The organism is Limnohabitans sp. Rim47, from assembly GCF_001517545.1.
Lineage (GTDB): Bacteria > Pseudomonadota > Gammaproteobacteria > Burkholderiales > Burkholderiaceae_C > Limnohabitans_A.
In genome coordinates, this window is record NZ_FBYA01000005.1 from 183370 (window position 1) to 209100 (window position 25731).

General features: G+C 60.4%; 28 protein-coding genes. 3 read left to right on the plus strand and 25 right to left on the minus strand.

Annotated elements, in window-relative coordinates; all coding sequences use genetic code 11:
* Positions 1 to 96: 96 nt before the first annotated feature.
* Positions 97 to 297, minus strand: a complete 201-nt coding sequence (locus BN3544_RS12600; protein WP_019431000.1) for a hypothetical protein — start codon at positions 295 to 297, stop codon at positions 97 to 99.
* A gap of 89 nt (positions 298 to 386) precedes the next feature.
* Positions 387 to 2147: an MFS transporter gene (locus tag BN3544_RS12605; protein ID WP_026036836.1), complete on the minus strand. Its 1761-nt coding sequence runs from the start codon at positions 2145 to 2147 to the stop codon at positions 387 to 389.
* 225 nt (positions 2148 to 2372) lie between these two features.
* On the opposite strand from BN3544_RS12605, the gene BN3544_RS12610 reads away from it, so the two are divergent.
* Positions 2373 to 2645: a DUF4212 domain-containing protein gene (locus tag BN3544_RS12610; protein WP_019430998.1), complete on the plus strand. Its 273-nt coding sequence runs from the start codon at positions 2373 to 2375 to the stop codon at positions 2643 to 2645.
* A 6-nt stretch (positions 2646 to 2651) separates the two neighbouring features.
* Here BN3544_RS12610 and BN3544_RS12615 read toward each other — a convergent pair whose 3' ends face one another.
* From BN3544_RS12615 to BN3544_RS12660, 10 genes are all read right to left on the minus strand, one after another.
* Positions 2652 to 4097, minus strand: coding sequence for a serine/threonine protein kinase (locus tag BN3544_RS12615; protein WP_019430997.1), 1446 nt, complete (start codon positions 4095 to 4097; stop codon positions 2652 to 2654).
* Positions 4094 to 4855 carry a metallophosphoesterase family protein gene (locus tag BN3544_RS12620; protein ID WP_026036835.1) on the minus strand — a complete coding sequence of 254 codons (762 nt, stop codon included), beginning with the start codon at positions 4853 to 4855 and terminating at the stop codon, positions 4094 to 4096. The genes BN3544_RS12615 and BN3544_RS12620 overlap by 4 nt, the downstream gene beginning before the upstream one ends.
* Before the next feature lie 111 nt (positions 4856 to 4966).
* A complete protein-coding gene (locus BN3544_RS12625) occupies positions 4967 to 5608 on the minus strand; it encodes a 2-hydroxychromene-2-carboxylate isomerase (RefSeq protein WP_019430995.1) in 642 nt (213 codons plus the stop codon).
* 34 nt (positions 5609 to 5642) lie between these two features.
* On the minus strand, positions 5643 to 5900 hold the full coding sequence (locus BN3544_RS12630; RefSeq protein WP_019430994.1) for a DUF1289 domain-containing protein: 258 nt from the start codon (positions 5898 to 5900) through the stop codon (positions 5643 to 5645).
* Positions 5897 to 6436: a YbaK/EbsC family protein gene (locus tag BN3544_RS12635; protein WP_019430993.1), complete on the minus strand. Its 540-nt coding sequence runs from the start codon at positions 6434 to 6436 to the stop codon at positions 5897 to 5899. Before BN3544_RS12635 ends, BN3544_RS12630 begins: the two co-directional genes overlap by 4 nt.
* A 3-nt stretch (positions 6437 to 6439) precedes the next feature.
* The gene (locus BN3544_RS12640) at positions 6440 to 7348 is read right to left on the minus strand and encodes a hydroxymethylglutaryl-CoA lyase (protein ID WP_019430992.1); all 909 of its coding nucleotides are present in this window, start codon (positions 7346 to 7348) and stop codon (positions 6440 to 6442) included.
* Between the two features lie 11 nt (positions 7349 to 7359).
* Positions 7360 to 8280 (minus strand): 2-hydroxyacid dehydrogenase, encoded by a 921-nt coding sequence (locus BN3544_RS12645; protein ID WP_019430991.1) that lies wholly within the window; start codon positions 8278 to 8280, stop codon positions 7360 to 7362.
* A gap of 145 nt (positions 8281 to 8425) precedes the next feature.
* Positions 8426 to 10459, minus strand: a complete 2034-nt coding sequence (locus BN3544_RS12650; protein ID WP_019430990.1) for an acetyl-CoA carboxylase biotin carboxylase subunit — start codon at positions 10457 to 10459, stop codon at positions 8426 to 8428.
* A 10-nt stretch (positions 10460 to 10469) separates the two neighbouring features.
* Positions 10470 to 11252 carry an enoyl-CoA hydratase/isomerase family protein gene (locus BN3544_RS12655; RefSeq protein ID WP_019430989.1) on the minus strand — a complete coding sequence of 261 codons (783 nt, stop codon included), beginning with the start codon at positions 11250 to 11252 and terminating at the stop codon, positions 10470 to 10472.
* Positions 11253 to 11262: 10 nt separating this feature from the next.
* Positions 11263 to 12870: a carboxyl transferase domain-containing protein gene (locus BN3544_RS12660; RefSeq protein WP_026036834.1), complete on the minus strand. Its 1608-nt coding sequence runs from the start codon at positions 12868 to 12870 to the stop codon at positions 11263 to 11265.
* 134 nt (positions 12871 to 13004) lie between these two features.
* Between BN3544_RS12660 and BN3544_RS12665 the strand changes: the two genes are divergently transcribed.
* Complete coding sequence (locus BN3544_RS12665) at positions 13005 to 14042, plus strand: AraC family transcriptional regulator (RefSeq protein ID WP_019430987.1); 1038 nt, start codon at positions 13005 to 13007, stop codon at positions 14040 to 14042.
* Positions 14043 to 14056: 14 nt separating this feature from the next.
* On the opposite strand, the gene BN3544_RS12670 is transcribed toward BN3544_RS12665, so the two are convergent.
* The 10 genes from BN3544_RS12670 to BN3544_RS12715 form a co-directional block, all read right to left on the minus strand.
* On the minus strand, positions 14057 to 15232 hold the full coding sequence (locus BN3544_RS12670) for an MFS transporter (protein ID WP_369814615.1): 1176 nt from the start codon (positions 15230 to 15232) through the stop codon (positions 14057 to 14059).
* A 37-nt stretch (positions 15233 to 15269) separates the two neighbouring features.
* On the minus strand, positions 15270 to 15917 hold the full coding sequence (locus BN3544_RS12675; RefSeq protein WP_019430985.1) for an HAD family hydrolase: 648 nt from the start codon (positions 15915 to 15917) through the stop codon (positions 15270 to 15272).
* Between the two features lie 18 nt (positions 15918 to 15935).
* On the minus strand, positions 15936 to 16328 hold the full coding sequence (locus tag BN3544_RS12680; protein WP_019430984.1) for a YchJ family protein: 393 nt from the start codon (positions 16326 to 16328) through the stop codon (positions 15936 to 15938).
* A gap of 52 nt (positions 16329 to 16380) precedes the next feature.
* The gene (locus BN3544_RS12685; RefSeq protein ID WP_019430983.1) at positions 16381 to 16812 is read right to left on the minus strand and encodes a rhodanese-like domain-containing protein; all 432 of its coding nucleotides are present in this window, start codon (positions 16810 to 16812) and stop codon (positions 16381 to 16383) included.
* Positions 16813 to 16858: 46 nt separating this feature from the next.
* The gene (locus BN3544_RS12690) at positions 16859 to 17986 is read right to left on the minus strand and encodes an acyl-CoA dehydrogenase family protein (RefSeq protein ID WP_019430982.1); all 1128 of its coding nucleotides are present in this window, start codon (positions 17984 to 17986) and stop codon (positions 16859 to 16861) included.
* 13 nt (positions 17987 to 17999) lie between these two features.
* The gene (locus BN3544_RS12695) at positions 18000 to 19193 is read right to left on the minus strand and encodes an acetyl-CoA C-acyltransferase (RefSeq protein ID WP_019430981.1); all 1194 of its coding nucleotides are present in this window, start codon (positions 19191 to 19193) and stop codon (positions 18000 to 18002) included.
* A gap of 101 nt (positions 19194 to 19294) precedes the next feature.
* Positions 19295 to 19951 (minus strand): carbonate dehydratase, encoded by a 657-nt coding sequence (gene can, locus BN3544_RS12700; protein ID WP_036075513.1) that lies wholly within the window; start codon positions 19949 to 19951, stop codon positions 19295 to 19297.
* Between the two features lie 46 nt (positions 19952 to 19997).
* Positions 19998 to 21179, minus strand: coding sequence for an isovaleryl-CoA dehydrogenase (locus tag BN3544_RS12705; protein ID WP_019430979.1), 1182 nt, complete (start codon positions 21177 to 21179; stop codon positions 19998 to 20000).
* 62 nt (positions 21180 to 21241) lie between these two features.
* Positions 21242 to 21676, minus strand: a complete 435-nt coding sequence (locus BN3544_RS12710; RefSeq protein WP_019430978.1) for a PaaI family thioesterase — start codon at positions 21674 to 21676, stop codon at positions 21242 to 21244.
* Between the two features lie 99 nt (positions 21677 to 21775).
* On the minus strand, positions 21776 to 22180 hold the full coding sequence (locus BN3544_RS12715) for a MerR family transcriptional regulator (RefSeq protein WP_019430977.1): 405 nt from the start codon (positions 22178 to 22180) through the stop codon (positions 21776 to 21778).
* Positions 22181 to 22311: 131 nt separating this feature from the next.
* Between BN3544_RS12715 and BN3544_RS12720 the strand changes: the two genes are divergently transcribed.
* On the plus strand, positions 22312 to 23448 hold the full coding sequence (locus tag BN3544_RS12720) for an MBL fold metallo-hydrolase (protein ID WP_019430976.1): 1137 nt from the start codon (positions 22312 to 22314) through the stop codon (positions 23446 to 23448).
* Here the strand turns inward: BN3544_RS12720 and BN3544_RS12725 are convergent.
* From BN3544_RS12725 to gmhB, 3 genes are read right to left on the minus strand one after another with little or no spacing between them, the layout of a single operon-like run.
* Positions 23439 to 24368, minus strand: a complete 930-nt coding sequence (locus BN3544_RS12725) for a M48 family metallopeptidase (protein WP_019430975.1) — start codon at positions 24366 to 24368, stop codon at positions 23439 to 23441. The genes BN3544_RS12720 and BN3544_RS12725 overlap by 10 nt on opposite strands.
* A gap of 18 nt (positions 24369 to 24386) precedes the next feature.
* Positions 24387 to 25136, minus strand: a complete 750-nt coding sequence (locus tag BN3544_RS12730; RefSeq protein ID WP_026036831.1) for a lysophospholipid acyltransferase family protein — start codon at positions 25134 to 25136, stop codon at positions 24387 to 24389.
* A gap of 13 nt (positions 25137 to 25149) precedes the next feature.
* On the minus strand, positions 25150 to 25722 hold the full coding sequence (gmhB, locus tag BN3544_RS12735) for a D-glycero-beta-D-manno-heptose 1,7-bisphosphate 7-phosphatase (protein ID WP_019430973.1): 573 nt from the start codon (positions 25720 to 25722) through the stop codon (positions 25150 to 25152).
* Positions 25723 to 25731: the final 9 nt, after the last annotated feature.

The window sequence follows — 25731 nt, forward strand, 5'->3', positions numbered from 1 at the left end:
CCGTGACATGTCTGATGCCCAAAAGAAAAGCCACGCGACTGCGTGGCTTTGGGTCTTGGCACCCAACCGAAGTCAAGTGCCTGCAGTCAGCAGTGCTTACTTGGCAGCGCTGGCTTCAGCAGCAGGGGCTGCAGCGGGTGCGGGCGCGGCAGCAGGTGCATCGGCTTTGGCTGGCTCTGAGTGCACTGCGTCAGCGCCGTGCTTTTCGCCACTCATGTCCAACTTGTCACCGCCCTTGCTGATCACGTAAATGCCCAAGGCAGCAAAGATCACGAATCCAACAGCAATTTTCCACATAGTTCAACTCCAATAATGAAAAAGGCCCTCCACAGAGGGAAGGCCCAGAATGTAGCACCCGAGTCACCCCGGGATGCTTACAAGATCGATCAGTCGTCGGCGTAGATGTCGACGTCTTTGGTTTCCTTGATGAACAAGCCACCAATCACGACGGTTGCACCGGCGATGATGATGGGGTACCACAAGCCGTTGTACATGTTACCGGTCTGGGCCACGATCGCGAAAGCAGTCGTAGGCAACAGGCCACCAAACCAGCCGTTACCAATGTGGTAAGGCAAGGACATGGAGGTGTAACGGATGCGGGTTGGGAACATCTCGACCAGCATGGCGGCGATAGGACCGTAGACCATGGTCACCAACAACACCAAGTAAGTGAGGATGATGATGACGGTGACCTTGTCGAACTTGGCCATATCGGCTTTGACGGGGTAGTTCGCGCCTTTCAGTGCGGCACCCAGGTTCGAAGCCAGCAAAGTCGCACCAGCGGTCTTCTCGTTGCTCAGGTCTTTGACAGACTTGTCAGCAGCGGCGATGGCCTTGGCATCTTTGGGTTCAGCAGCATTCAAAGCAGCCAGCTTTTCCTCAGCCTTGGCCTTGGCAGCAGCAACATCTTCAGCTGTGTACTTGACGTTCACCACGGTCTCGCCGACCTTGATGATGGCGGGTGTACCGGCAGGTGCCACTTCGTTGGAGTAGCTCACCGAAGCGCCAGCCAAACGTTGCTTGGCGATGTCGCAAGACGATGTGAACTTCTTGGTGCCTGTGGGGTTGAACTGGAACGAGCACTCGGCTGGATCAGCAATCACCACCACTTGCGATGCGGCTTGAGCAGCATACAGGTCTGGGTTAGCAGCCTTGGTCAATGCCTTGAACACAGGGAAGTAGGTCAAAGCAGCCAACAAGCAACCGGCCAAGATGATCGGCTTGCGGCCAATCTTGTCAGACAGGGCGCCAAAGATGACGAAAAACGGTGTGCCGATGATCAAAGAGATCGCCACCATGATGTTGGCGGTTGCGCCGTCCACTTTCAACGCTTGTGTCAAGAAGAACAAAGCGTAGAACTGACCCGAGTACCAGACCACAGCTTGACCCGCAGTCAAACCGACCAGGGCCAAGATCACGATCTTCAGGTTTTTCCACTGACCGAAAGACTCGGACAGAGGGGCTTTGGAGGTCTTGCCTTCGGCTTTCATTTTCACGAAAGCAGGCGATTCGTTCATGCTCAAGCGAATGAAGACCGAAATGATCAACATGATGATCGAGACGATGAATGGAACGCGCCAGCCCCATTCTGCGAAGGCGTCTTCACCGATGATGGTCCGTGTGCCCAGAATCACCATCAAGGACAGGAACAAGCCCAAAGTCGCTGTGGTCTGGATCCAGGCCGTGTAGGCGCCGCGTTTGCCGTGAGGGGCATGCTCGGCCACGTAAGTGGCAGCACCACCGTACTCACCACCCAAAGCCAGGCCTTGCAGCAAGCGCAGGCAGATCAGGATGACGGGAGCGGCAACGCCAATGCTGGCGTAGTTGGGCAAGATGCCCACGATGAAGGTAGAGGCACCCATGATCAGGATCGTGACCAGGAAGGTGTACTTGCGGCCGATCATGTCGCCCAGACGGCCGAAGAAGATCGCGCCGAAAGGACGCACGATGAAGCCGGCAGCAAACGCCAACAACGCGAAGATGAAGGCAGAACCTTCATCCAAGCCGCTGAAGAACTGCTTGGCAATGATCGCGGCCAACGAGCCGTACAGGTAAAAGTCGTACCACTCAAAAACGGTACCCAGAGAAGAGGCAAAAATTACCTTCTTCTCTTCCGCCGACATCGGACGGGGTTCAGTTGTAGCCATGAAGCTGTCTCCAAAAAAGAGTCCCCGACACGGAGACTTGGTGGCGATTCTTGGGTGCAGCACTTGCCCGCATCTGACAGCGAACCAACACATACTTACAGCACAAGTAGAAACCCTTGGTATTTTTCCCGCAGTGTGAAAACAGGCTGTTTTTCACGGGTAATCCCTAGCGCTTCACCCGCCGATAATGGCCACTCCATTTCTTGATTCCACCGCTCATTACCCGTGGCCACCCCAAAATCCCAGTCTGCACGCCTGAAAATTCGCTTTTTGACAGGCGTTTTGTATCTGGTGTGGGCGTTGGTGGGCTTTGCTTGGGTTTGGTTTGCAAGGGCATTGGACTTCACCATCGGTGACTGGACCCTCAACTTCTGGGTGGCCGCCCAAGGCAGCATTCTGTTTTTTTTGCTGATCACTGTGGTGAACGCATGGTTGGTTAACCGCTGGGAAAAAGTGATTGAAGATGAAGAGGCACAAGCGCCGCCTTCATCGCATTGAACCCATTCAGACGGCGACTTCGGCCAAGCGCTCAAAGGGCAGACTTTGCTTGACCAGAATCACCGTGCAGGGTGCCTGCATGGCCACCTTGATCGGAACCGTGGCCAAAACCCTTTGCATCTGCAAACCATGCGTTGCGGCCCCCATGATGACCATGTTGACCTGATTGCCTTCCGCATAGCGCAGCAAGGCGTCCGCCACATCACCCGACTCGAGCACGTGAAAAGAGGTTTGGTGCCCGCCCAGGTCAAGCGCTTGGGCCCATTGCTGCAAGCGGCTCAAATGCCAGCGGTGCACTTGAGTCTCGCCCTTTTCGGCATCGGTGCTGCTGGTCAAACCCGGCGAAATCACCGTCACGCAAGCCAACCGAGCGCCGGGACGAATACCCATGGAACGGGCCACAGCTTCGCGCAAAGAATACAGCGTGGCATCGCTCACATCGTGGTGCGGCACCGCCACCATGATGATCGGCACTTGCTCAATTTGCTGCGCAGGCACAGGGCTTGGACGGTACGCCATGCCACTGGCACGAACCCAGCGCTTGAAATGCGTCCAAAAGCCAGTGCCCTCTATTTTTCGACCCCGTTCGGTCACGGTAACTTGGTCTGGATGGGTCAGATCAAACGCCAGATGAGATGCCGACGGGTAACGGTCGGCCGCCACGGGCTCCAAACAACGCAAGATCACTTCCTGCAGCCATTCTGGTAAATCCGGGCGGTGTTTTCGTGGCGGGGGCGGGTCCATCCACAAACGCTGGCGCATGCCTGCTGCGGTTGCTGGTTCACCAAAAGGCAGCTCGCCCGTGGCCAATTCATACAGCATGACCCCAATGGCAAAAATGTCGCTGCGTGGATCCCCGCGCACCCCAACCACTTGTTCGGGCGAGATCCAGACAGGCGAGCCCACGGCTTTGCGCAACTCCTCGGCCAGCAAATCCGGGTAGTGCGCGTGGCAAGACAAACCAAAGTCCAACATGACCGCAGAACCATCGGGGCGAATCAGCACATTGGCTGGCTTCAAGTCGAGATGACACACGTTTTGCTGGTGCAGACTGTGGGCCGCACGCGCCGTGGCAGCCCCCAGGCTCGCCATCTCGGGCACCGTCAAAGTCTCGCGATGGTCGAGCCAATGCTGCAGGGTATGGCCGTCGACATATTCCATCACCAGATAAGGCACTCGGGACAAATCTCCGGCGGCCACAAAACGCGGCACATGCGGCCCCTTGAGCTCGGACAAAATTTGCAACTCAATCTCGAAGCTCACAATGTTTTCCGCGCCATCGCCCGCTGTCATGCGTGGAATCTTCATGGCCATTGGAAACTCGGCTGCTCGGTGCGTCCCGGCATCCGAAAGGGCGTAAACCACTTTGTAAATGTGGGCCATGCCACCGGCATGCAAACAGGCCTCGACCTCAAAGCCATCGATCTGGTGTCCGGGATTCAAAAGTTTCAACGTCCACGCTCCAATCGTTGTGAAAAATATGCCGGCAATCCGGCCCGTCGAATCGCAGCCGCGGCTTCGGCATGGTTGTAAGGCACCCGGTGAAACGTCATTTTTTGAAGCGTGCGATCGTAAACCGCGTACATGGCGCGGGCATCGCCATCACGCGGCTGACCGCATGAGCCAACACAGCCCACCATGGGCCGGTGCAAAGGCGTGGGCACAGGCGTGCCAGGTGTCGGGTCAAATCGCATCAAGTTGCGACCAGCCCCTCGGTAATACAGCGTCTGATGGTGCACATGCCCCACCAAAACGTGCGGCCCTTGTTGTTTAGCCAAGGCCTGATCCAGGCATCGCCCTGCAGCAGCCTCGCCATCGACATAGCGCCACGAAGCCGGATGGTCGGCGCTGGCATGAACCAGCAACAAACCATCCTGCGCTACGGTGAGCGGCAAATGCGACAAAAATTCCCGATGTGCCTCGCTCAACTGCGCGGATGTCCACTGCGCACTCTGTGAGCCCAGGGTGGCCTCTGCGCCTTGCGCCGAAGGGGGATTCAAAGCCATTTCATCGTGGTTGCCGAGCAGCACCAGAGCCCCTTGCAAGGCCAAGTTCATCACTTCGTCGAGAACCGCCACAGGGTCTGCGCCATATCCCACCAGATCACCCAAAAAGGCAAATTGATCCACGCCCTGCTGGCGCGCATGCGCCAGGCAAGCCTGCAAGGCTTGACGGTTGGCATGGATGTCAGAAATCAGGGCCAGTTTCATGGGGATCTTCGCTGCCATGATGACAGTCCATTGGTGTGCGGAGCTTGCCTCAGATCAAGTTTGAGGCACATACCCGACTGTATCCAACCGAGCACGCCCAGACGCCAAAACTCAGACTTTGCGCTGAATGCCCACGGGCAATCGGCCCACCCCGGTCCACTCCGGAGACTGGAACCAAGGGTCCTCTTGCAGGTAGGCCCGCAACATAGGCAAGGCATCGTTGCCCCAAAACACCTGCCCATCGACCACAAAACTGGGCACCCCAAACAAGTTCAGCGCGATCGCTTCGTCGGTATTGGCTTTCAGGCGCTGCTTGACTTCGGCGCTGCCCACATCGGCCACAGGAGCCAGATCGGCATTGAGCGCAGCCAGACGAACTGCATCGGCGGCCTCTTGGCCGGTGCACCACACATGCCGAAAAATCTTCTCGCAAACGAAGCGGTTGGGCTCGCCTGCCGGATCGCACGCCGTGGCCAAGCGCAACAAACCCAAAGAATTGAAAGGATGGCTGGCGGGCAGCTGCAAAGGCGTGCCTTGCGCGCGCGCTTGCCACTGCACCTGCCGGTAAGTCCAGTCGCGCTTGGCGGGAATCTCTGCCGGGCCCAACTGGCCATGGTGGTGCAGCATGGCACCAAAGACCACAGGCTTGTGCACCACCCGATGACTGATGCCCTGCAAGGCTTGGGGCAAAGCATCGAAGGCCAGCCACGCATAAGGAGAAATAAAGTCGAGGTAGAAGTGAATGGTTTTCATGGTGTGGTGCCAAGTGCCCCAAAAATCAAACGCGTCAGCGGTCCATCGCTTGGCGCTGGCGCAAACGCTCGGGAATTTGCGCCCAGACCTGGCGCTTTTCTTCGTCGGTGGCCCGGCTCCAGCCACCGATTTCGGGCAGCGTTCGCAAACACCCATCGCACCAGCCCGCGCTGGGGTGCATCAAGCACAGCGAGACACACGGCGATGGCACCGAATTCGGTGCAGGCGGTGTCGCCTCAGCCAGTACTTGCTCGGCGCGTTCACTGAGTTTTTTCCAATAGTGCTGGCTCATGCCCGTACCTTCGTTAAATCAGGTGCATCAGCGGCCTCAGATGCGACTTGCGCCACATCGGCCAGTGGGGCTCCCGTCAGGCGCTTCAGGTCTTCGGGTCGCAAGCGGAACACACCGTGCGGGTGCCCGGCTGCGGCCCAGACTTCAGCAAAGCGCCACAGGTCTTGGTCGAGCAATGTCACGGGCGGGTTCAGGTGCGCAACGGGCGAAACACCGCCGATGGTGAAACCCGTTTGCGCTTTCACGAAGTCGGCATCGGCCCGGCCGATCTTGCCCACCAAGGCCGACACTTTCTTTTCGTCCACCCGGCGGTCGCCGGAAGTGACCACCAGCACGGCCACACCATCTTCCTTGCGCTTGAAGATCACGCTCTTGGCGATCTGGCCCAATTGCACACCCAGGCCATCGGCGGCCTCTTGTGCGGTGCGCGCCGCACCATCGAGCATGACCGGGACATGAGGGTGCGAAGCGTCTTGCAAGGCCTGCGCAACGCGCTGCACGCCTTCGGGCAGCGCATGAAGTTCAGATCCGCACATGCTTTAACCCGCCCGCTTGTTGAGGATGGCCGTGGCCACCCGCGACTGGGTTTTGCGGCCCAGAAAGTCGCTGATGAACGCACCCGCGTCGATCAGCTTGTCAAGATCGATCCCCGTTTCAATGCCCATGCCGTGCAACATGTAAATCACCTCTTCAGTGGCCACGTTGCCCGTGGCCCCTTTGGCATAGGGGCAACCGCCCAAACCGGCCACAGACGATTGGAAATTCCAGACGCCCATTTGCAGCGCCGCCAGCGTGTTGGACAGCGCCTGGCCGTAGGTGTCGTGAAAGTGGCCGCAGACTTGGTCCACGTCGTAATGCTGCAGCGTGGCTTCGATGGCCTTTTGCACTTTGAGTGGCGTCCCCGCCCCAATCGTGTCAGCCACATCCACGCGCTGCACGCCAATTTGCTTCATCAATCCAGCCAGATACGCCACACGCTCAGGGGCCACATCGCCCTCGTAGGGGCAGCCCACGGTGCAGCTCATGGCGCCGCGCACCGCGATGCCAGCGGCCAACGCCGCCTGCACCACGGGCGCAAACCGCTCGATGCTTTCGGCGATTGAGCAATTGATGTTTTTGAGGCTGAAGGCCTCGCTGGCCGCACCAAACACCACGATCTCGTCAGGCTGTGTTTTGAGGGCCGCTTCAAAACCCTGCAGGTTGGGCGTGAGCACCGAATAACGCACACCGCTCTGGCGCTGGATGCCCGCCATCACTTCGGCGTTATCGGCCATTTGCGGCACCCACTTGGGGCTGACAAAACTGGTGACTTCGATCTCTTTCAGGCCTGCGGCCTGCAGGCGGTGCACCAGCTCAATCTTGACGGCAGCTGGCACCGGCTGCTTTTCGTTTTGCAGACCGTCTCGGGGGCCGACATCGATGAGTTGAACGCGTGAAGGCAATGACATGTGGAAAACTTTCAATAACCGCGCTGGGGATCGACCACACCGTTGATCGAATCCCCGCGCTGCAAAGCCTGGATTTTGCCTACGATTTGCGCAATGCTTTCTTCACGCAGGGTGCGCGCTGAGGTGTGGGGCGTGACGTTGATTTTCGGGTGTTGCCAAAAAGCGTGGTCGGCAGGCAGTGGCTCAGTGCGAAACACGTCGAGCGTGGCCCCGGCCAGATGGCCGCTGTCGATCAGGGCGATCAGATCGGCATCGACCAAGTGCCGGCCTCGGGCCACGTTGATGACGTAGCCACCGGGCTGCAATGTCGACAGCGTGGCTTGGTTCAGCATGTTTTCGGTCTCCGGCGTGAGCGGCATCAGATTGACCAAAACCCGCGTGGCCGCCAAAAATTCGGGCAAGCCCTGGGGCCCATTGAAACAGCGGATGCCGGGCAGGTTTTTGGCGCTGCGGCTGTAACCATTGACCGAAAAGTCAAACACCTGCAAGGCTTTGGCCACACGCTCGCCGAGCACGCCAAGACCCATTACACCAACTGCAAAATCGGCACGGTTGCGCGGCTTGCGGTAAGACCATTTGCCTGCTTGGGTGTCAGCGTCGTAGCCGTCGAACTCGCGAAAATGCCGGATCACCGCATGGCACACGTATTCGGCCATCTGCACCGACATCCCCGCGTCGTCCAGACGCACCACCTTCAGGTGGGCAGGCAAACGCAGCTGAAGCAAGGCGTCCACGCCCGCACCGATGTTGAACAAGGTTTTCAGGCCCGCTTGTTCGTCGATGAACTGCTGTGGCGGCGCCCAGACGATGGCGTGGTCGACCTGCGCTGCGCCAGGGGTCCAGGCGGATACGACAGCTTGCGGAAAGGCTTGTTGCAGGCCCTGCACCCAAGGCGTGGGGTCGAGCTTGTCAAAGCAGATGGTGATGTTCATGGGTGGATTTTGTCAGCAAGGCCAACCCCGCTATGTCGCATGGGTTAGCGCATCGCTGGCAGGGCAAGCTCCTGCCAACACCTTGGATCCCGTAGGAGCCAGCCCTGCTGGCAATTGAGGCCCTTGTGGTCTTCAGACCCGCACCTCACACCGCCAGCTTGAGCAGCTCGGCCCCATCGGCCACTTGGTCGCCGGGTGCGTACAGAAGCTCAGCCACCACACCGTCCTTGGGCGCACTGATGGTGTGCTCCATCTTCATGGCTTCCATCACGGCCAGCGGCTGACCGGCCAGAACCCGGTCACCCACCTTGACGGCAAACGACACCACCTTGCCCGGCATCGGCGCCGTCAGCCGGCCGCCTTCTTGTGCGGCCTCACCAGCGTGGGCCAGCGGGTCGAGCACGGTGATGCGGGTCGCACCTTGCGGAGTGAACAGGTGCGCAGTCTCGCCTTGCCAGTCCAGCTGACTGAAGAGGCGGGGCGTGCTGCCCCACTGCACCCACAGGCCTGCGCCATCGGCGGTAAAGCCCAACACGCCTGATGCAGCGTCCTCGCCCTCCAGCGATAAGCTCACAGCACCATCGTGCAAGTAATTCAGCCGAGCCGAGAGGGGCTGGTCTTGCCACAGGAATTCAAAGCGCCGTTGCGCCAGACCGTGCGACTGCCAGCCATCGCGGCGGCTGAAAGGGTCTGTGCCTTGCAAGGATTTTTCGGCATGCAGGGTGTGGGCCACCACGGCGGCCACGGCCGCAGGCAAGCCCACGGTTTCCTGTTTGAACAGGGTGGCCGCTTCACGCTGGATGAGCGCGGTGTCGAGTTGTGCGTTGGCAAAGGCCGACGAGCGCACCACATGACGCAAGAACTGCACATTGGTGTTCAAACCCACGATGTGGGTTTGTGCCAATGCGGTGTCGAGCCGGGCAAGCGCTTGCTCGCGGGTGTCGCCGTGCACGATCAGCTTGGCCACCATCGAGTCGTAAAAAGGGCTGATGGTGTCGCCCTGGCGCACGCCATCGTCGATGCGGACCGCGACGCTTGTGCCGCTCATGTTGGCGAGCTGAAAGCTGCTCGCTTGGGGCTTGCGGTAAACCTGCAGCGTGCCGGTGGCGGGCAGGAAGTTGTTGTCGGGGTTTTCAGCGCAGATGCGCGCTTCGATGGCATGGCCCTGAATGCGCAGCTGGTCTTGCCGCAAAGGCAAGGGCTCGCCATTGGCCACGCGCAACTGCCACTCCACCAAGTCCAGCCCGGTGATGGCCTCGGTGACCGGGTGTTCGACCTGCAAGCGGGTGTTCATCTCCATGAAAAAGAACTTCATCGACTCTGGTTGGTCATAGGCCGCTTGCTCGACGATGAACTCCACCGTGCCCGCGCCCACATAGTTCACAGCCTTGGCAGCGGCCACCGCCGCAGCGCCCATTTGCGCACGCAGGGCGTCGGTCATGCCGGGGGCCGGGGCTTCTTCGAGCACTTTTTGGTGGCGGCGCTGCACCGAGCAATCGCGCTCGAACAAATACACGCATTGGCCGTGCGTGTCGCCAAACACCTGGATCTCAATGTGGCGGGGGCGCTGCACGTATTTTTCGATCAGCACCGCATCGCTGCCAAAGCTGTTGATGGCTTCGCGCTGGCAACTGGCCAAGGCCGCCGCAAAGTCTTCGGACTTTTCCACCACCCGCATGCCTTTGCCACCGCCCCCCGCGCTGGCCTTGATCAGTGCCGGGTAACCGATGCGATCCGCTTCGCGTTGCAGCAAGGCCGGGTCTTGGTTTGCGCCGTGGTAGCCGGGCACCAAAGGCACACCTGCGGCTTCCATCAAGCGCTTGGATTCGGCCTTCAAGCCCATGGCCAAAATGGCCGAGGCCGGTGGGCCAATGAACACCAAGCCCGCTGCGGCGCAGGCCTTGGCGAAGTCTTCGTTCTCGCTCAAGAATCCATAACCGGGGTGCACCGCCTCGGCCCCGGTGGCCTTGGCGGCTTGCAAAATCCGCTCCCAGCGCAGGTAGCTGTCTTTGGGGGCGCTGCCGCCCACATGCACCGCTTCGTCGCAGGCCAGCACATGCTTGGCGCCGGCATCGGCATCCGAATAAACGGCCACGGTCTGGATGCCCATGCGGCGCGCCGTAGCGGCCACACGGCAAGCGATTTCGCCACGGTTGGCGATCAGGATTTTTTTGAACATGTTTGCTTCCTCAAGCCAGCCATTGGGGTTTGCGTTTTTGCAAGAAGGACTGCACGCCCTCTTTGCCTTCAGCGCTTGAACGGATGTCGGCGATGCCCGCCACCGTCTGCGCCACCAGAGCGTCGTTGATCTCGCGCTCGGCCACGTTTTGCACCAGCTTTTTGCACGCCCGCACGGCATGGGGGCTGGCGTTCACCAGCGCTTGCGTCAGCTCAGCCACTTGGGCGTCCAATGCATCGGCGGTCACCACCGCATTCACCAAGCCGATGCGGTGCGCCTCGGCGGCACCAAAGCGCTCAGCGGTCAAAAAGTAGCGGTGCGCCGCACGCGTGCCCATGGCACGGATCACATAGGGGCTGATGGTGGCCGGTATCAAGCCCAGCTTGACCTCGCTGAGACAATAGTTCGCCGTGTCCACACTCACGGCCATGTCACACGCGGCCACCAAGCCCATACCGCCCGCATACACATCGCCCTGCACGCGGGCGATGGTGGGCTGGGGGCATTCGTAGATGGCGCGCAGCATGGCCGCCAGCTCGCCCGCATCGGCCAGGTTTTCTTCGCGGCTGTAATCGGCCATGCGGCGCATCCAGTTCAGGTCTGCGCCTGCGCAAAAAGCGGGGCCTTCGGCGGCCAGCACCACACAGCGCACGGCGCTGTCTTGGGCCACCGCCAGAAAAGCGTTTTTCAGCTCGGCAATGACTTCGTCATTGAAGGCATTGCGCACATCGGGGCGCGACAGCGTGATGGTGTGCACGCTGTTTTGGGTGGAAAGGGTCAGGGCTGTCGTCATGGCAACCCCATCACATCCGGAACAGGCCGAACTTGGTTTCAGGAATCGGCGCATTCAGCGAGGCGCTCAGGCCCAACGCCAGCACGCGGCGCGTGTCGGCGGGGTCGATCACGCCGTCGTCCCAAATGCGGGCGGTGGCGTAATACGGGTGGCCTTGGTCTTCGTACTGTTGCTTGATCGGGGCTTTGAAGGCCTCTTCTTCCTCCATGCTCCAGCAGCCGCCCTTGCCCTCGATGCCGTCGCGCTTGACGGTGGCCAACACGCTGGCCGCTTGCTCGCCGCCCATGACGCTGATGCGGGCGTTGGGCCACATCCACAAAAATCGCGGCCCGAAAGCGCGACCACACATGCCGTAATTGCCTGCACCAAAGCTGCCACCAATGATGATGGTGAACTTGGGCACCGCCGCTGTGGCCACGGCGGTGACCATCTTGGCGCCGTTGCGGGCGATGCCTTCGTTTTCGTATTTGCGCCCAACCATGAAGCCGGTGATGTTTTGCAAAAACACCAGCGGCGTCTTGCGCTGGCAGCACAGCTCGATGAAGTGCGCACCCTTAAGGGCCGACTCGCTGAACAAGATGCCGTTGTTGGCGATGATGCCCACCGGCATGCCTTCGATGCGGGCAAAACCACAAATCAACGTCGTGCCAAAGCGCGACTTGAATTCATCGAAGTCAGAGCCATCCACGATGCGGGCGATGATTTCGCGCACGTCAAACGGCTTGCGCGTGTCGGTCGGGATCACGCCATACAGCTCTTGCGCATCGAATTGGGGCGGCACGGGGGTGTGCGTGGCAATGTTCGGGGCCTTTTGGGCATTGAGGTTTTTCACGGCCTGACGGGCCAGCGCCAGTGCGTGCACATCGTTTTGCGCCAAGTGATCGGCCACACCCGACAGGCGGGTGTGCACATCGCCACCGCCCAAATCTTCGGCTGTGACCACCTCGCCCGTGGCCGCCTTGACCAGCGGTGGGCCACCCAAAAAGATGGTGCCCTGGTTTTTGACGATGATGGTTTCGTCGCTCATGGCAGGCACATAAGCGCCGCCCGCCGTGCAGCTGCCCATGACCACCGCGATCTGCGCGATGCCCAGTGCGCTCATGTTGGCCTGGTTGAAGAAGATGCGGCCAAAGTGGTCGCGGTCAGGAAAGACATCGTCTTGGTTGGGCAAATTGGCCCCGCCCGAGTCCACCAGATAGATGCAAGGCAAGCGGTTTTGCTGGGCGATTTCTTGCGCCCGCAGGTGCTTTTTCACCGTCATCGGGTAATAGGTGCCGCCTTTCACCGTGGCGTCGTTGCACACGATCATGCAGTCCACCCCGCTCACGCGGCCAATGCCCACGATCACGCCCGCGCTGGGCGCATCGTTGTTGTACATATTGAGGGCGGCCAGTGGCGCAACTTCGAGGAAGGGCGTGCCGGGGTCGAGCAGCATCTGCACCCGGTCACGCGGCAGCAACTTGCCGCGAGCGGTGTGCTTGGCACGCGGGGCCTCGCCACCGCCTTGGGCCACGCGTTCCAGGTGGGCGCGCAGCTCGTCGACCAAGCCACGCATGGCAGCGGCATTGGCCTGAAAGTCAGCCGAACGCGGGTTCAATTGGGAGTGCAAAACGGTCATGGTGCTTCCTTGGCTGCGCGACGCTCGGCACCAGCCAGCGTCGCATCGATCGTGCAATGCCCGCCAGCTTAGCGCCTGCAGGCGTCTGGCATGGCGTCAATTGGGTTGCAAATCGTGCCACAATCATCGCCACGATGAGTACCTCGATCAGCGCCCTTCCCAGCCCAAATGCCATTGGCCGTGCCGAGACGCCGATGGCATTTGTACAAGCCATCGTGATGGCTTACACACAACGTGGCCTGGACCCCAGCACAGCCTTGTCGACAGCACAAATTGCGCCAAGCTCACTCAAGCAAACCGAGGCACGCATCACCGCCACACAAATGGAGTGGCTGTCCGCCACCGCCATGCGCGAACTGGACGACGAGGCGCTGGGCTGGTTCAGCCGCCGACTGCCTTGGGGCAGCTACGGCATGCTGGTGCGGGCCTCGTTGACCGCGCCCACCTTGGGCGTGGCACTGAACCGCTGGTGCCGCCACCACGGCCTGCTGACAGACGACATCCATTTGCAGATCAAACAAGAACAGGGCGTGGTCAGTCTTCAATTGCAAGAAAACAGAGACTTGGGGGCGCTACAGGAATTTTGCGTGGTGTCGGTACTGCGCAACGTGCTTGGCGTGGCCTGCTGGCTGACCGACTCGCGCATTTCGCTGCGGCAAACCAACTTGCGATTTGCCGCACCGCAACACGCAGACAGTTACCGCGTGCTGTTTGACGGACCCACCCAATTCAGCACGGCAGAGCACAGCCTGCAGTTCGATGCGGGTTACCTGAGCTTGCCCGTGCGGCGCAACGAGGCCGCATTGCAACGCATGCTGCAACGCGCGCTGTTGCTCACGGTGCGGCCTTATCGGCGTGACCGCCTGCTGGTAGAAAAGGTGCGCCAGGCCCTGGCCGAACACCCTCAAAGCACTCGCAATGCCGATGACCTGGCCGCTTGGCTCAACGTGTCGGCCCGCACCCTGCACCGGCAACTGAAAGAAGAAGGGGCCAGCTTGCAACAACTGAAAGACGCAGTGCGGCGCGACCTGGCCAAGGACCTGCTGCTGCGCACGCCGCGTGCCATCAAACAGATTGCTTCAGAAGTGGGTTTTCAAAACGAAAAAAGCTTCATGCGGGCGTTCAAGACTTGGACGGGGCAAACGCCCGACGAGTTTAGATCGGGGCAGTGACCCGCTCTGCGCGATCAGCCGGCCGGGGATGCAGGCGATTTGTCGTCCGGTATGAGGATCAGGCCAAGTAAAGTGGTCACGCAAAACGCCGCCCCCGCATAGAAGGTGAATGAGGCACCACAGCGGTCCCACAGAAACCCAGCCAAGACGCTGGCCACCAGCATGGCCATGCCGCTGACCAGATTGAAAAAACCAAACGCAGTCCCGCGCAAATCAACGGGCGCAGTGTCTGCCACCATGGCGGCCAACAAGCCTTGGGTTATCCCCATGTGCACGCCCCACAGCATCACCCCCAACAGCACACGAATCCCATGGTGGCCACTGGCTAACACCAGATCGGCAGCCACCAACACAAGCAAGCCCCAGCCCAACAATGCCCGATGGCTCATGCGGTCAGACAGCCAGCCGAAGGGATAGGCCGTGGTCGCGTACACCAAGTTCATGGCCACCATGACCAAAGGGACCCAGGCCAGCGCCATGCCGCTTTGCTCCGCACGCATCACCAAGAAAGCCTCACTGAACCGGGCCAGGGTGAACAGCGCGCCCACGACGACGACCCCCCAATAAGTCCGACTCAAACACTTCAAACTGTCACGCTGGATCGGATTGCGTTTGGCTTTACTTTCATGCCGGACAGGTTCTTGCACACCCCACACCAGCAGGGCCACCGCCAATGCAGCAGGAACCACGGACACCCAGAATACGGCTCGGAAATCGTTGGCCCAAAGCAGCATCAAGCCCACACCCAACAACGGCCCAAGGAAAGCCCCCACAGTGTCCAGCGATTGCCTCAAGCCAAATGCTGCACCGCGCACTTCGGGTGGGGCGATGTCAGCAACCAAGGCATCTCGTGGTGCGCCACGAATGCCTTTGCCGATGCGGTCGACAAACCGCGCCGTCAATACCCAGCCCATGGTCGGCGCCAGGGCGAATAAGGGTTTACTCAAAGCGCCCATCGTGTAGCCTATGACCGCCAAGGCTTTGCGCTTGCCTAGGTAGTCACTGATCACCCCGGAGAAGACCTTGACAATCAGGGCCGTGGCTTCGGCGATGCCCTCGACCAAACCCACCGTCAAGGCACTGGCCCCCAGCACGCCCACCATAAAAAGTGGCAAAAGACTGTGAATCATTTCCGAGGAAATGTCCATCAACAGACTGACAAAACCCAAGGCCCAAACACCTGCTGGAATTTTGCGCAAAGCAGTAGAGGGCTGCTGTGTCAAAGCTTCAGACCAAGCGCAACTCGTGCATGCCGGCGAACACCCGCTGTGCACCCGCCTGCAGCAGCGGTGCATGCTCAGCGGGCGGCTGGGCATACGCCCACACCGTCGCGCCAGCGGCCACCCCCGCCGTGATGCCCACGGTGCTGTCTTCGATCACCAAGCAGCGCGCAGGGTCGATCTGCAAATGTGCGGCCGCGGCCAAGTACACATCGGGGTGCGGTTTGCTGCGGGGCATTTCGTGCCCACTGAATATGCGGCCTTCAAAGAAGTCCATCAAGCCCACTTGTTTGAGCATCATCTCGACCTTGAAGCGGTCTGCGCCCGAGGCCACCGCAATGCGCCCTTGGCAGTGATCGTGCAAATGCGCCACCGCTTCGTGCACGCCTTCGATGGCCGTGATGTTTTGCGTCAACCGCTCGTTGCGCCGGGCAAAGAACTGCTCCAGCCAGACATCGGTCAAAGGCTGACCGGTGTGGGCCTCGATGGTGTCGCGCTGGCTTTTGACGGTGTGGCCGACAAAGCGCTGCATGCACTCGGCCAGGGTCATGCGCCAGCCTTGTTCTTCAAACATATCACGCAGCACACCGCAGGTGATGGCTTCGCTGTCCACCAGCACGCCGTCGCAGTCAAACAAGATGGCTTCAAAGTTCATGCGGCGAATCATAAAGGCTCAGAGCACATCGCCATCGACGTAGTACCAACGCCCGTCTTCGCGCAAGAAGCGACTGCGTTCGTGCTGGCGCACGGCCTTGCCGCCCACACGGAAGCGGGCGACGAATTCGACTTCAGCGGTGTCATGTCCGGTCTGGCGATGCTGCTTGATCTCCAGACCCAGCCATTGCGCCCCCGCTTCAAGCGCCAATTCGGCGGGCCGCTGGCTGCGGTGCCAGGTGGCCAACAGGTAGTCCACATTCCCGCGCACAAAAGCGCTGTAACGCGAACGCATCAGGCTTTCGGCATCGGGGGCGTTTGGCTGGGCGTGGTAAAGGCCGCAGCAAGCATCAAAACGCAGTGCTTGACCTTTGGCGTTGGTGCGGCAGCAAGGACAGTGTGTCAAATTCATAGGCTTGTTTTGCAGGTCAGGGCTGAAGCCGCCAACCTACGAGAATCGGGCATCAAGCGCCTTTTCGAGAAGCGCTTTCGGCCTTGTGCTGCGCCAGCGTGACCATGGGCGCGCAGGCCTTTTTCCAGGCGGCATAACCGCCGTCGATGTGGGCCACATTGGTCATGCCCATGTCTTGCAGGGTTTTGGTGGCCAAGGCGCTGCGCCAGCCAGCCCCACAAAACAAAATGAAGTGCTTGCTTTCGTCGGCAAACACCGGCTTGAAGTACGGCGACGCCGGGTCAACCCAAAATTCCAACATGCCGCGTGGCGCGAGCAATGCGCCGGGCACCGTGCCCTCTCGCTCAAGTTCACGCACATCGCGAATGTCAACGATCTGCACGTTCGGGTCGTTCAGGCGGGCCCGAACTTCGTCCACGTTGTACGTCGTGACTTGGGTCATGGCCTCATCAACGAGCGCCTGGAATCCTTTGGTGATCGGCATATTTTCTCCCGTTATCGATTGGCTTCTTTGCAGGCTTTTGCAAGCATCAAAGCGCGCGCTGGATGATGATTTTTTGCACGTCGCTGGTGCCTTCATAGATCTGGCACACGCGCACATCGCGGTAGATGCGCTCGACCGGGAAGTCGCTCACATACCCATAGCCGCCCAGCGTCTGGATGGCGGCCGAGCAGACTTTTTCGGCCGCTTCGCTGGCGAACAACTTGGCCATGGCGGCTTCTTTCAGGCAAGGGCGACCGGCATCGCGCAGGCTGGCCGCGTGCCAAATGAGTTGACGCGCCGCTTCGAGCTGTGTGGCGCATTCGGCCAAACGAAAACCCACCGCTTGGTGGTTGAAGATGGCGGTGCCAAAGCTTTCGCGCTGCTTGGCGTAATCGATCGCCACATCCAATGCGCTGCGAGCCATACCCAGACTTTGGGCAGCAATGCCAATGCGTCCGCCTTCGAGTGCCGACAGGGCGATCTTGTAGCCCTCGCCCTCTTGACCGATCAGATTTTCAGCCGGGATGCGGCAACTGTCGAAGTTGATCTGCGCGGTGTCGCTGCTGTGTTGGCCCAACTTGTCTTCCAGACGGGCCACCACATAACCCGCGGCGCTAGTAGGGACCAAGAAGGCGCTCAGACCTTTTTTGCCCGCGCCCTTATCCGTGACGGCAATCACAACAGCCACATCGCCATGCTTACCGCTGGTGATGAACTGCTTGACACCGTTGATGACGTAGTCGTTGCCCTCCTTGACGGCGGTGGTGCGCAGGGCTGATGCATCGGACCCCACATGCGGCTCGGTCAGGCAGAACGCGCCCAGCATCTGGCCTTGCGCCAAGGGCGTGAGCCACTGCGTTTTTTGAGCGGCATTGCCGTACATCATCAGGATGGCATTCACCGGACAGTTGGTCACGCTGATGGTGGTGCTCACACCGCCATCTCCGGCCGCGATTTCTTCGAGCACCAGTGCCAGCGTCACATAGTCAAGGCCCGCACCGCCCAGCTCTTCGGGCACACAGATGCCGTAAGCGCCCAGCTCGGCCAGGCCCTTGTGCACCTCTTTGGGGAAATGGTGCTTTTTGTCCCATTCGGCGGCGTGGGGCCACAGCTCACGCTGGGCAAAGTCGCGCACCGCATCGCGGATCATTTCTTGGTCGGGGGTCAGCAGCATGGGGCTCTTTCGTTCAGATCAGTTCCAAGGCCACCGCCGTGCCCTCGCCACCGCCGATGCACAGAGTGGCCAGGCCGCGTTTCAAGCCACGCGCTTTCAACGCGTGGATCAGCGTGACCATGATGCGGGCACCCGATGCGCCGATGGGGTGGCCCAATGCACAGGCTCCACCGTTCACGTTGACTTTGTCGTGCGGCACGTTCAGCTCTTTCATCAGCGCCATGGGCACCACGGCAAAGGCTTCATTGACTTCCCACAGGTCCACGTCTTCGACCTTCCAGCCGGCTTTGGCCAAGGCCTTTTGGGTGGCACCCACGGGCGCGGTGGCAAACCATTCAGGCTCTTGCGCTTGGGTGGCATGGCTGACGATGCGGGCCAAGGGCTTGCAGCCGAGTTGGGCGGCGGTGCTGGCGCGCATCAAGACCATGGCGGCGGCACCGTCGTTGATCGACGAGCTGCTGGCGGCAGTGATGGTGCCGTCTTTTTTGAAGGCGGGTTTGAGGCTGGTGATCTTGTCAAGCTTGACTTTGCCGGGGCCTTCGTCGATGGACACCACGCGCTCGCCGCTGCGGTCTTTCACCGTCACAGGGGTGATCTCTGCCGCAAAGGCACCCGACTCGGTCGCGGCCTTGGCGCGCTGCACACTGGTGGTGGCAAAGTGGTCTTGCTCGGCGCGGGTGAAGCTGTATTTGGCCGCGCAGTCTTCGCCAAATGTGCCCATGCTGCGGCCGGGCTCGTAAGCGTCTTCCAAGCCATCGAGCATCATGTGGTCAAAGATGCGGTCGTGGCCCATGCGGTAGCCGCTGCGGCCCTTGAGCATCAAATAAGGCGCATTGGTCATGCTTTCCATGCCCCCGGCCACCAGCACGTCGTGCGTGCCGGCCACCAGCATGTCGTGCGCAAACATGGCCGCACGCATGCCCGAGCCGCACATTTTGGAGAGCGTCACCGCACCCGCGCTCTTGGGCAAGCCGCCTTTGAACGCGGCTTGGCGGGCGGGCGCTTGACCTTGCCCGGCCATCAGGCAATTGCCAAACAACACTTCGGTGACGAGTTCCGGGCTGAATTGCGAGTTCAGGCCCGCACGCTCGACCGCGGCTTTGATGGCGGCGCCACCCAGATCATGGGCGGCCAAGCTGGCGAAGTCGCTTTGAAAACTGCCCATGGGGGTGCGGGCAGCGCTGACGATGACGATGGGATCGGACATGGGGTTTCTCCAAAAAATTCATAAAGAAGTCAACTTTCGCCGGCTGAAGCCACCGAGGAAAGAGGCCTGAAGGTGTACGCCACACACGCCGGTCATGGGCCTCACATGCCGCCGCGCGGATAGCGCTTGAATGCGCTGCGGAACACATTGACCACCTCGCTGGCGTTGCTCATGGTGACGCCCAGGTCTTTGACCAAGCCGTTGTCCAGGCCATAAATCCAGCCGTGCACGGTGACTTTTTGGCCCCGGCTCCAGGCGTCTTGCATGACGTTGGACAAGGCGACGTTGCCCACTTGCTCGATCACGTTCATCTCGCACATGACCGATTCGAGCTGTTCTTGGGGCAAATGGTTCAGGCGCTGACGGTGGCGCAGGCGAACGTCTTGCACATGGCGCAGCCAGTTGTCGGCCAAGCCCACGCGGGTGCCGCGCGTGGCGGCCAAGACGCCGCCGCAGCCGTAGTGACCGACCACCATGATGTGCTCCACCTTGAGGGCATCGACCGCGTACTGGATGACCGACAGGGCATTGAGGTCGGAATGCACCACCACGTTGGCCACGTTGCGGTGCACAAACACTTCGCCCGGGTCCAGCCCGGTGATCTGGTTGGCAGGCACTCGGCTGTCGGAGCAGCCGATCCACAAATATTTGGGGTTTTGCTGGTTGGCCAGACGCGAGAAGTAGGCTGGGTTCTCCGTGACCATGCGTTCGGCCCAGGCACGGTTGTTGTCAAAAAGGTGTTGCAGTGATGTACTCATGCTGGGATTGTCGCAGTGCCGCCAGACCGTTTCGTGACAGGCGGTTTCAGCAGGTTTCGGCAAACAATTCGCGGCCGATCAACATGCGGCGAATCTCACTGGTGCCCGCGCCGATTTCATACAGCTTGGCATCGCGCCACAGACGGCCCAACGGGTATTCGTTGATGTAGCCGTTGCCACCAAAAATTTGCACGCCCTCTCCCGCCATCCAGGTGGCTTTTTCGGCGGTCCACAAAATGACGCTGGCGCAATCCTTGCGCACTTGACGCACATGCTCAACGCCCAGCAAGTCGAGGTTTTTGGCCACGGTGTAGGCAAACGAGCGGCCCGCTTGCAGCACGGTGTACATGTCGGCCACCTTGCCCTGAATGAGCTGAAATTCACCAATGCTTTGGCCAAACTGCTTGCGGTCGTGGATGTAGGGGATCACGTTGTCCATGACGGCTTGCATGATGCCCAGCGGGCCACCTGTCAGCACCGCGCGTTCGTAGTCCAGGCCGCTCATCAGCACTTTGGCACCATTGTTCAGGCCACCCAAAATATTCGCCTCAGGCACTTCCACATTGTTGAAAACCAGCTCGCCCGTGTGGCTGCCGCGCATGCCGAGTTTGTCCAGCTTTTGCGCGATCGAAAAACCCTTCATGCCCTTCTCGATCAAAAAGGCGGTCACGCCGCGTGCGCCCAGCTCGGGCTCGCTCTTGGCGTAGACCACCAAGGTGTCGGCATCGGGCCCGTTGGTGATCCACATCTTGGAACCGTTGAGCAGGTAATAACCGCCTTTGTCTTCGGCCTTGAGTTTCATGCTCAGCACATCCGAGCCCGCGCCGGGTTCGGACATGGCCAATGCGCCCACGTGCTCGCCACTGATCAGCTTGGGCAGGTATTTGGCGCGTTGCTCGGGCGTGCCGTTGCGCTTGATTTGGTTCACGCACAGGTTGGAGTGCGCGCCGTAGCTCAGGCCCACAGAGGCGCTGGCTCGCGAGATTTCTTCCATGGCGATCATGTGCGCCAAATACCCCATGTTCGCGCCGCCGTACTCCTCACCCACGGTGATGCCCAACACGCCCAAGTCGCCCATCTTGCGCCACAGGTCCATGGGGAATTGATCGTCACGGTCGATCTGCGCCGCACGCGGGGCAATTTCGGCTTGCGCAAAATCACGCACCGCGTCGCGCAGAGCATCGATGTCTTCACCGAGTTGGAAATTCAGGCCGGGCAGGTTGTTCATGGGAGGGCTCCTAGGGGCTGTGGGGCTTGAGCGCGATGCGCTGTGATTCAAAAAAATAGAGGTCAGTACGTTTGGGCAACGGGTGCCACGGTCTGCTGCATCACCGCGCAGGGCGATGTTTTGCCATCGGCATCGATGTGCACCACCTCGGCCGATGTGACGATGACACGGCGTCCGGCTTTGAGCACTTTGCCAATGGCGCGGATTTCACCGCCTTGGAAACTGTTTAAAAAATTGATTTTGTATTCGACGGTGACCACTTCCATGCCCTCTGGGGCCACGGTGAGGGCCGCGTAGCCTCCGGCAATGTCGGCCAGTGCGCCAATGGCACCGCCATGAAAGCCGCCTTGCTGTTGGGTGAGCTTGTCGCTGTAGGGCAAGGCCAGCTCCACCTGGCCGGGCGTGGCCGACAGCAAGCGCACCCCCAAATGGGTCATCAAGCCCTGACGGGCCAGACTGAGGGCAACACGCTCGTGAGGAAAAGAGGCTGTGGTCACATGAATCCTGTGGTCAAGTCAAGCCGGGACTTTAATTGACGTTTACGTCAACGTCAATTGAAAAAATGGGCGGATCACTGCCCAGAAAATGCCCCTGACTCAAACCTGGCCTGAAGCTTTGCTTGTCTTGTTCAGCAAACTGCGGGTTTCTTTTTCGTGGGTTTTGACTTCGTCCAGCGTCGCCTCCAGGTCCGCCAGTTGCGATTCCAATTGGCGACGGTGTTCGGCCAGCACGACCAAAAACTTTTTCAACTGGGGGCCGGTGTCACGTGGGCTGTCGTACATGTCGATCAGGTCCTTGGCCTCGGTGAGCGACAGGCCCAGGCGCTTGGCCCGCAAGGTCAGTTTTAGGCGGGTGCGGTCGCGGGCCGAATACACCCGGTTGCGCCCGCCCGGCCCAGAACGCTCGGGCTCCAACAAGCCCATGTCTTCGTAAAAACGGATGGCGCGGGTGGTCAGGTCAAATTCCTGGGCCAAATCGCTGATCGTGTAAATATTCGCCATGGCGTACAGGGTCCTTCGCTGGATTGCACAAGAGAGACAGCAGGGTCAAAACCCGCCCCCTAGAATGCAAATTCATGTTTGACGTTACGTTAACGTCAATGATTCGAATGCTAACCCAAACTACCTGACGCATGTCCACCTTGCCCACAGCGCCCGTGATGCAAATTCCTGCGACACGCGCCGAGCCCGTCTCCATGGCTGCCCCCTTGAAATACCCACTCGATGAACAGTTGCCCGCATTGGGCGCGGCCATCGAGGTAGCGCCGGGCATTTTCTGGTTGCGCATGGGCTTGCCTTTTGCGCTGAACCACATCAACTTGTGGCTTTTGCGTGACCGCATGCCGCACCCCACGCAAGCGGGCGTGGTGCAAGAGGGCTGGACTGCGGTGGACTGCGGCATCGACAACCCCGCCACCCGCACGGCTTGGCTGCAAATAGAAGCATCGGTGCTGCAAGGCTTGCCGATCCTGCGCGTGCTGGTAACCCACATGCACCCAGACCACATGGGCCTGGCGCACTGGCTGTGTGATCGTTGGCAAGCCCCGTTGTGGATGAGCACCAGCGAATACCAATCGGCTTTGCTGGCCTGCACGGGGGTGTCCAATTTCGGGGGTGATGCCACGGTGCAGTTTTTTGCCGCTCACGGCTGGAACAAGGCCGAAGAGTTGGCCGTGGTCAAGTCACGGGTGGGCTACTACACCAGCATGGTGCCGCAGGTACCACGCAGCTATGTCCGCTTGATGGCCGGTGCTTCAGTCCAGATTGGCGAGCATGCGTTTGAATGCATCAGCGGCTTTGGCCATTCGCCCGAGCACATGGCTTTGCACGATGCGCAGCATGGGGTGCTGATCAGCGGCGACATGTTGCTGCCCTCGATTTCCACCAACGTCAGCGTGTACGCCATGGAGCCCGACAGCAATCCGCTGCAGCTGTTTCTGGACTCGCTCGACAAGATGGCGCATCTGCCGGACGACACCTTGGTGCTGCCCTCGCATGGCCGCCCCTTCAAGGGCGCGGCTGCACGCATGGCGCAGTTGCATACCCACCACCAAGAACGGCTGGACGAATTGCTGGCAGCCTGCAGCCCACAAGCGCTCAGTGCCCACGATGTGCTGCCCTTGATTTTCAAACGAGCGCTGGATGTGCACCAAACCACTTTTGCCATGGGTGAGGCCGTGGCCCACCTGAACTTGCTGTGCCTGGCAGGCAGGCTGCTGCGCCAGCGCGGCACGGACGGCATTTACCGTTTCAGCACCGCTCAATCCTGAGACAGGTCCACGGGTGCTTGCCGCAGGGCTTTGCGCCGCTGGGCATAGTCGGGCATGACCTCACCCACGGTTTCCCAAAAGCGGGGGCTGTGGTTCATCTCGCGCAAATGCGCCAACTCGTGCACCACCACATAGTCGATCTGGCTGATGGGCAAGTGGATGAGCCGCCAGTTCAAGCGAATGTGGCCATCGTTGCGCGCACTGCCCCACCGGGTGCTGGCACTCGACAAACTGAGCTTGAGCCAGCGCACCCCCAACAGCGGCGCAAAGTGCTGCAAGCGCTGCTCAAACAAGGCCTTGGCCTGCCTCTTGAGCCAGACCTGCGCGGCATCGCGCACTTGCGTGACCGATGCACCTGGCGGCACCGTGACCGGCAAAATTTGATCGGGCGCGATGTCTTGCCCGTGCACGCGGCCCACGCCGCGCTCGAGCACACACAACTGCACGGTGCGCCCCAAAAATGGCACTTCAGCACCATGACGCCACTCGATGGCTTTTTGAAATTGTTCGGTTTGCCGCTCTTTGAACTGCTGCAACTTGGCCACGATCCAGGGGCCTTTTTCCTGCACAGCGGCGTCCACCTCGCGCAACGTCACCCAGTTGGGCGCGCGCACCACCAAACCATCGGCCCCCACCATGAAGCCAATGCTCTTGCGACGCGAGCGCTCAAAACGGTAAGACACCACGACATCTTGCAACTGCGCATGACGGTTGGCTGCGGGGTGGGTGAACCCGATGGGGGCGGGCACCTGCGCATCACCGGGCAAGCACTGATCGACAGCTGGCGAAGAACGGTCAGTTGAACGGTCAGTTGGCGAAGCACTCAGCCCGCTGGGCTGTGCGGTAGGCGTGACGGGCTTGGCCTGCACGGGATCGCCACCCGTGAAAAAATCCAGCACAAACTGCAAAGGCGCTCGCATGGTTCGCCCCGTGCCGGCTCAGAGGCCTGTGGCGACGGGATAAGCCTCGGGATCGAGGCGGTGCATTTCAGACTCGATCCAGGTCTCGACTTCGAGCATCAGCTCTTCGGCACTGCGGCCTTCGCTGGCGATCGCTTTGCCGATCGAGATGTCCACCACGCCCGGGGTCTTGACGAACGCGCGGGTCGGCCAGCAACGCGCCGACGTGACCGCAATCGGAATGATCGGCACGCCCGCTGCAATGGCCAAGCGGGCACCGCCGCTTTTGTATTCGCCCTTTTGGCCACGTGGAATGCGCGTGCCTTCCGGGAACATGATCACCCACACCCCCTCTTCCATCAGGCGACGGCCTTGCTGCACCACCTTGGCAAAAGCGCGCGATCGCTGCTTGCGGTCAATGTGAATCATGTCCAAACGGCCCATAGCCCAGCCGAAAAACGGCACACTGAGCAGCTCTTTTTTGAACACATAGGCCAGCGGGTGCGGCATGATCGCGGGCATCACAAAGGTCTCCCAGGTGGACTGGTGCTTGACCAACAACACCGCCGGATCTTTGCTGCCTTGGGGCAAGTTTTCCATGCCCTGAATGCGGTTTTCAATGCCCAGAATCCAGGTGCCGCTGTTCACCGCCAGACGCAGCCAGCCAGCACAAATCCAATACAGGCGGGTGCTGCTGACAAAGTAAGAGACCACGACCACGAACAGCGCCCAAGGGATGACCGTGATGGCCATCCACACAAGGTGAGCGATGGAGCGAATTAGTTTCATGGACAGGGGCGATTCAAGTCGGCGTCGTGGAAGAAGCGTCACCCAAGAGGTGATCGACAAAGGCAGCCAGATCGGCGTGCACCCGGGTATGAGCCGGGAAACTGGGCGGCAATGTCTGGCCTTGAACATCAGAAGATCGCCCGGTCAGCACCAGATGCGGCACGCATCCGGCAATCTGCGCCGCTTGCATGTCGCGCAGGCTGTCGCCGACATAAGGCACCCCCGCCAGATCGATGCCGTAACGCTCTGAGATCTGCTGCAACAAACCAGGAGCGGGTTTGCGACAGGCGCAAGCCTCGTCTGGGGCATGAGGACAGTAAAAAATGGCATCAATGCGGCCGCCCGCTGCGGCCAAGGTCTTGAGCATGTGGCTGTGCACCGCGTTGAGTGCGGCCATGTCAAACAAGCCACGGCCCAAGCCCGACTGGTTCGTGGCCAGCACCACATGAAAGCCCGCGTGGTTTAGACGACTGATCGCGTCCAAGGAGCCGTGCAAAGGATGCCACTCTTCGGGTGATTTGACGAACTCGTCACTGGCCCGGTTGATGGTGCCATCGCGGTCCAGAATGACGAGTTTGATTTGCATGGCCGTGGT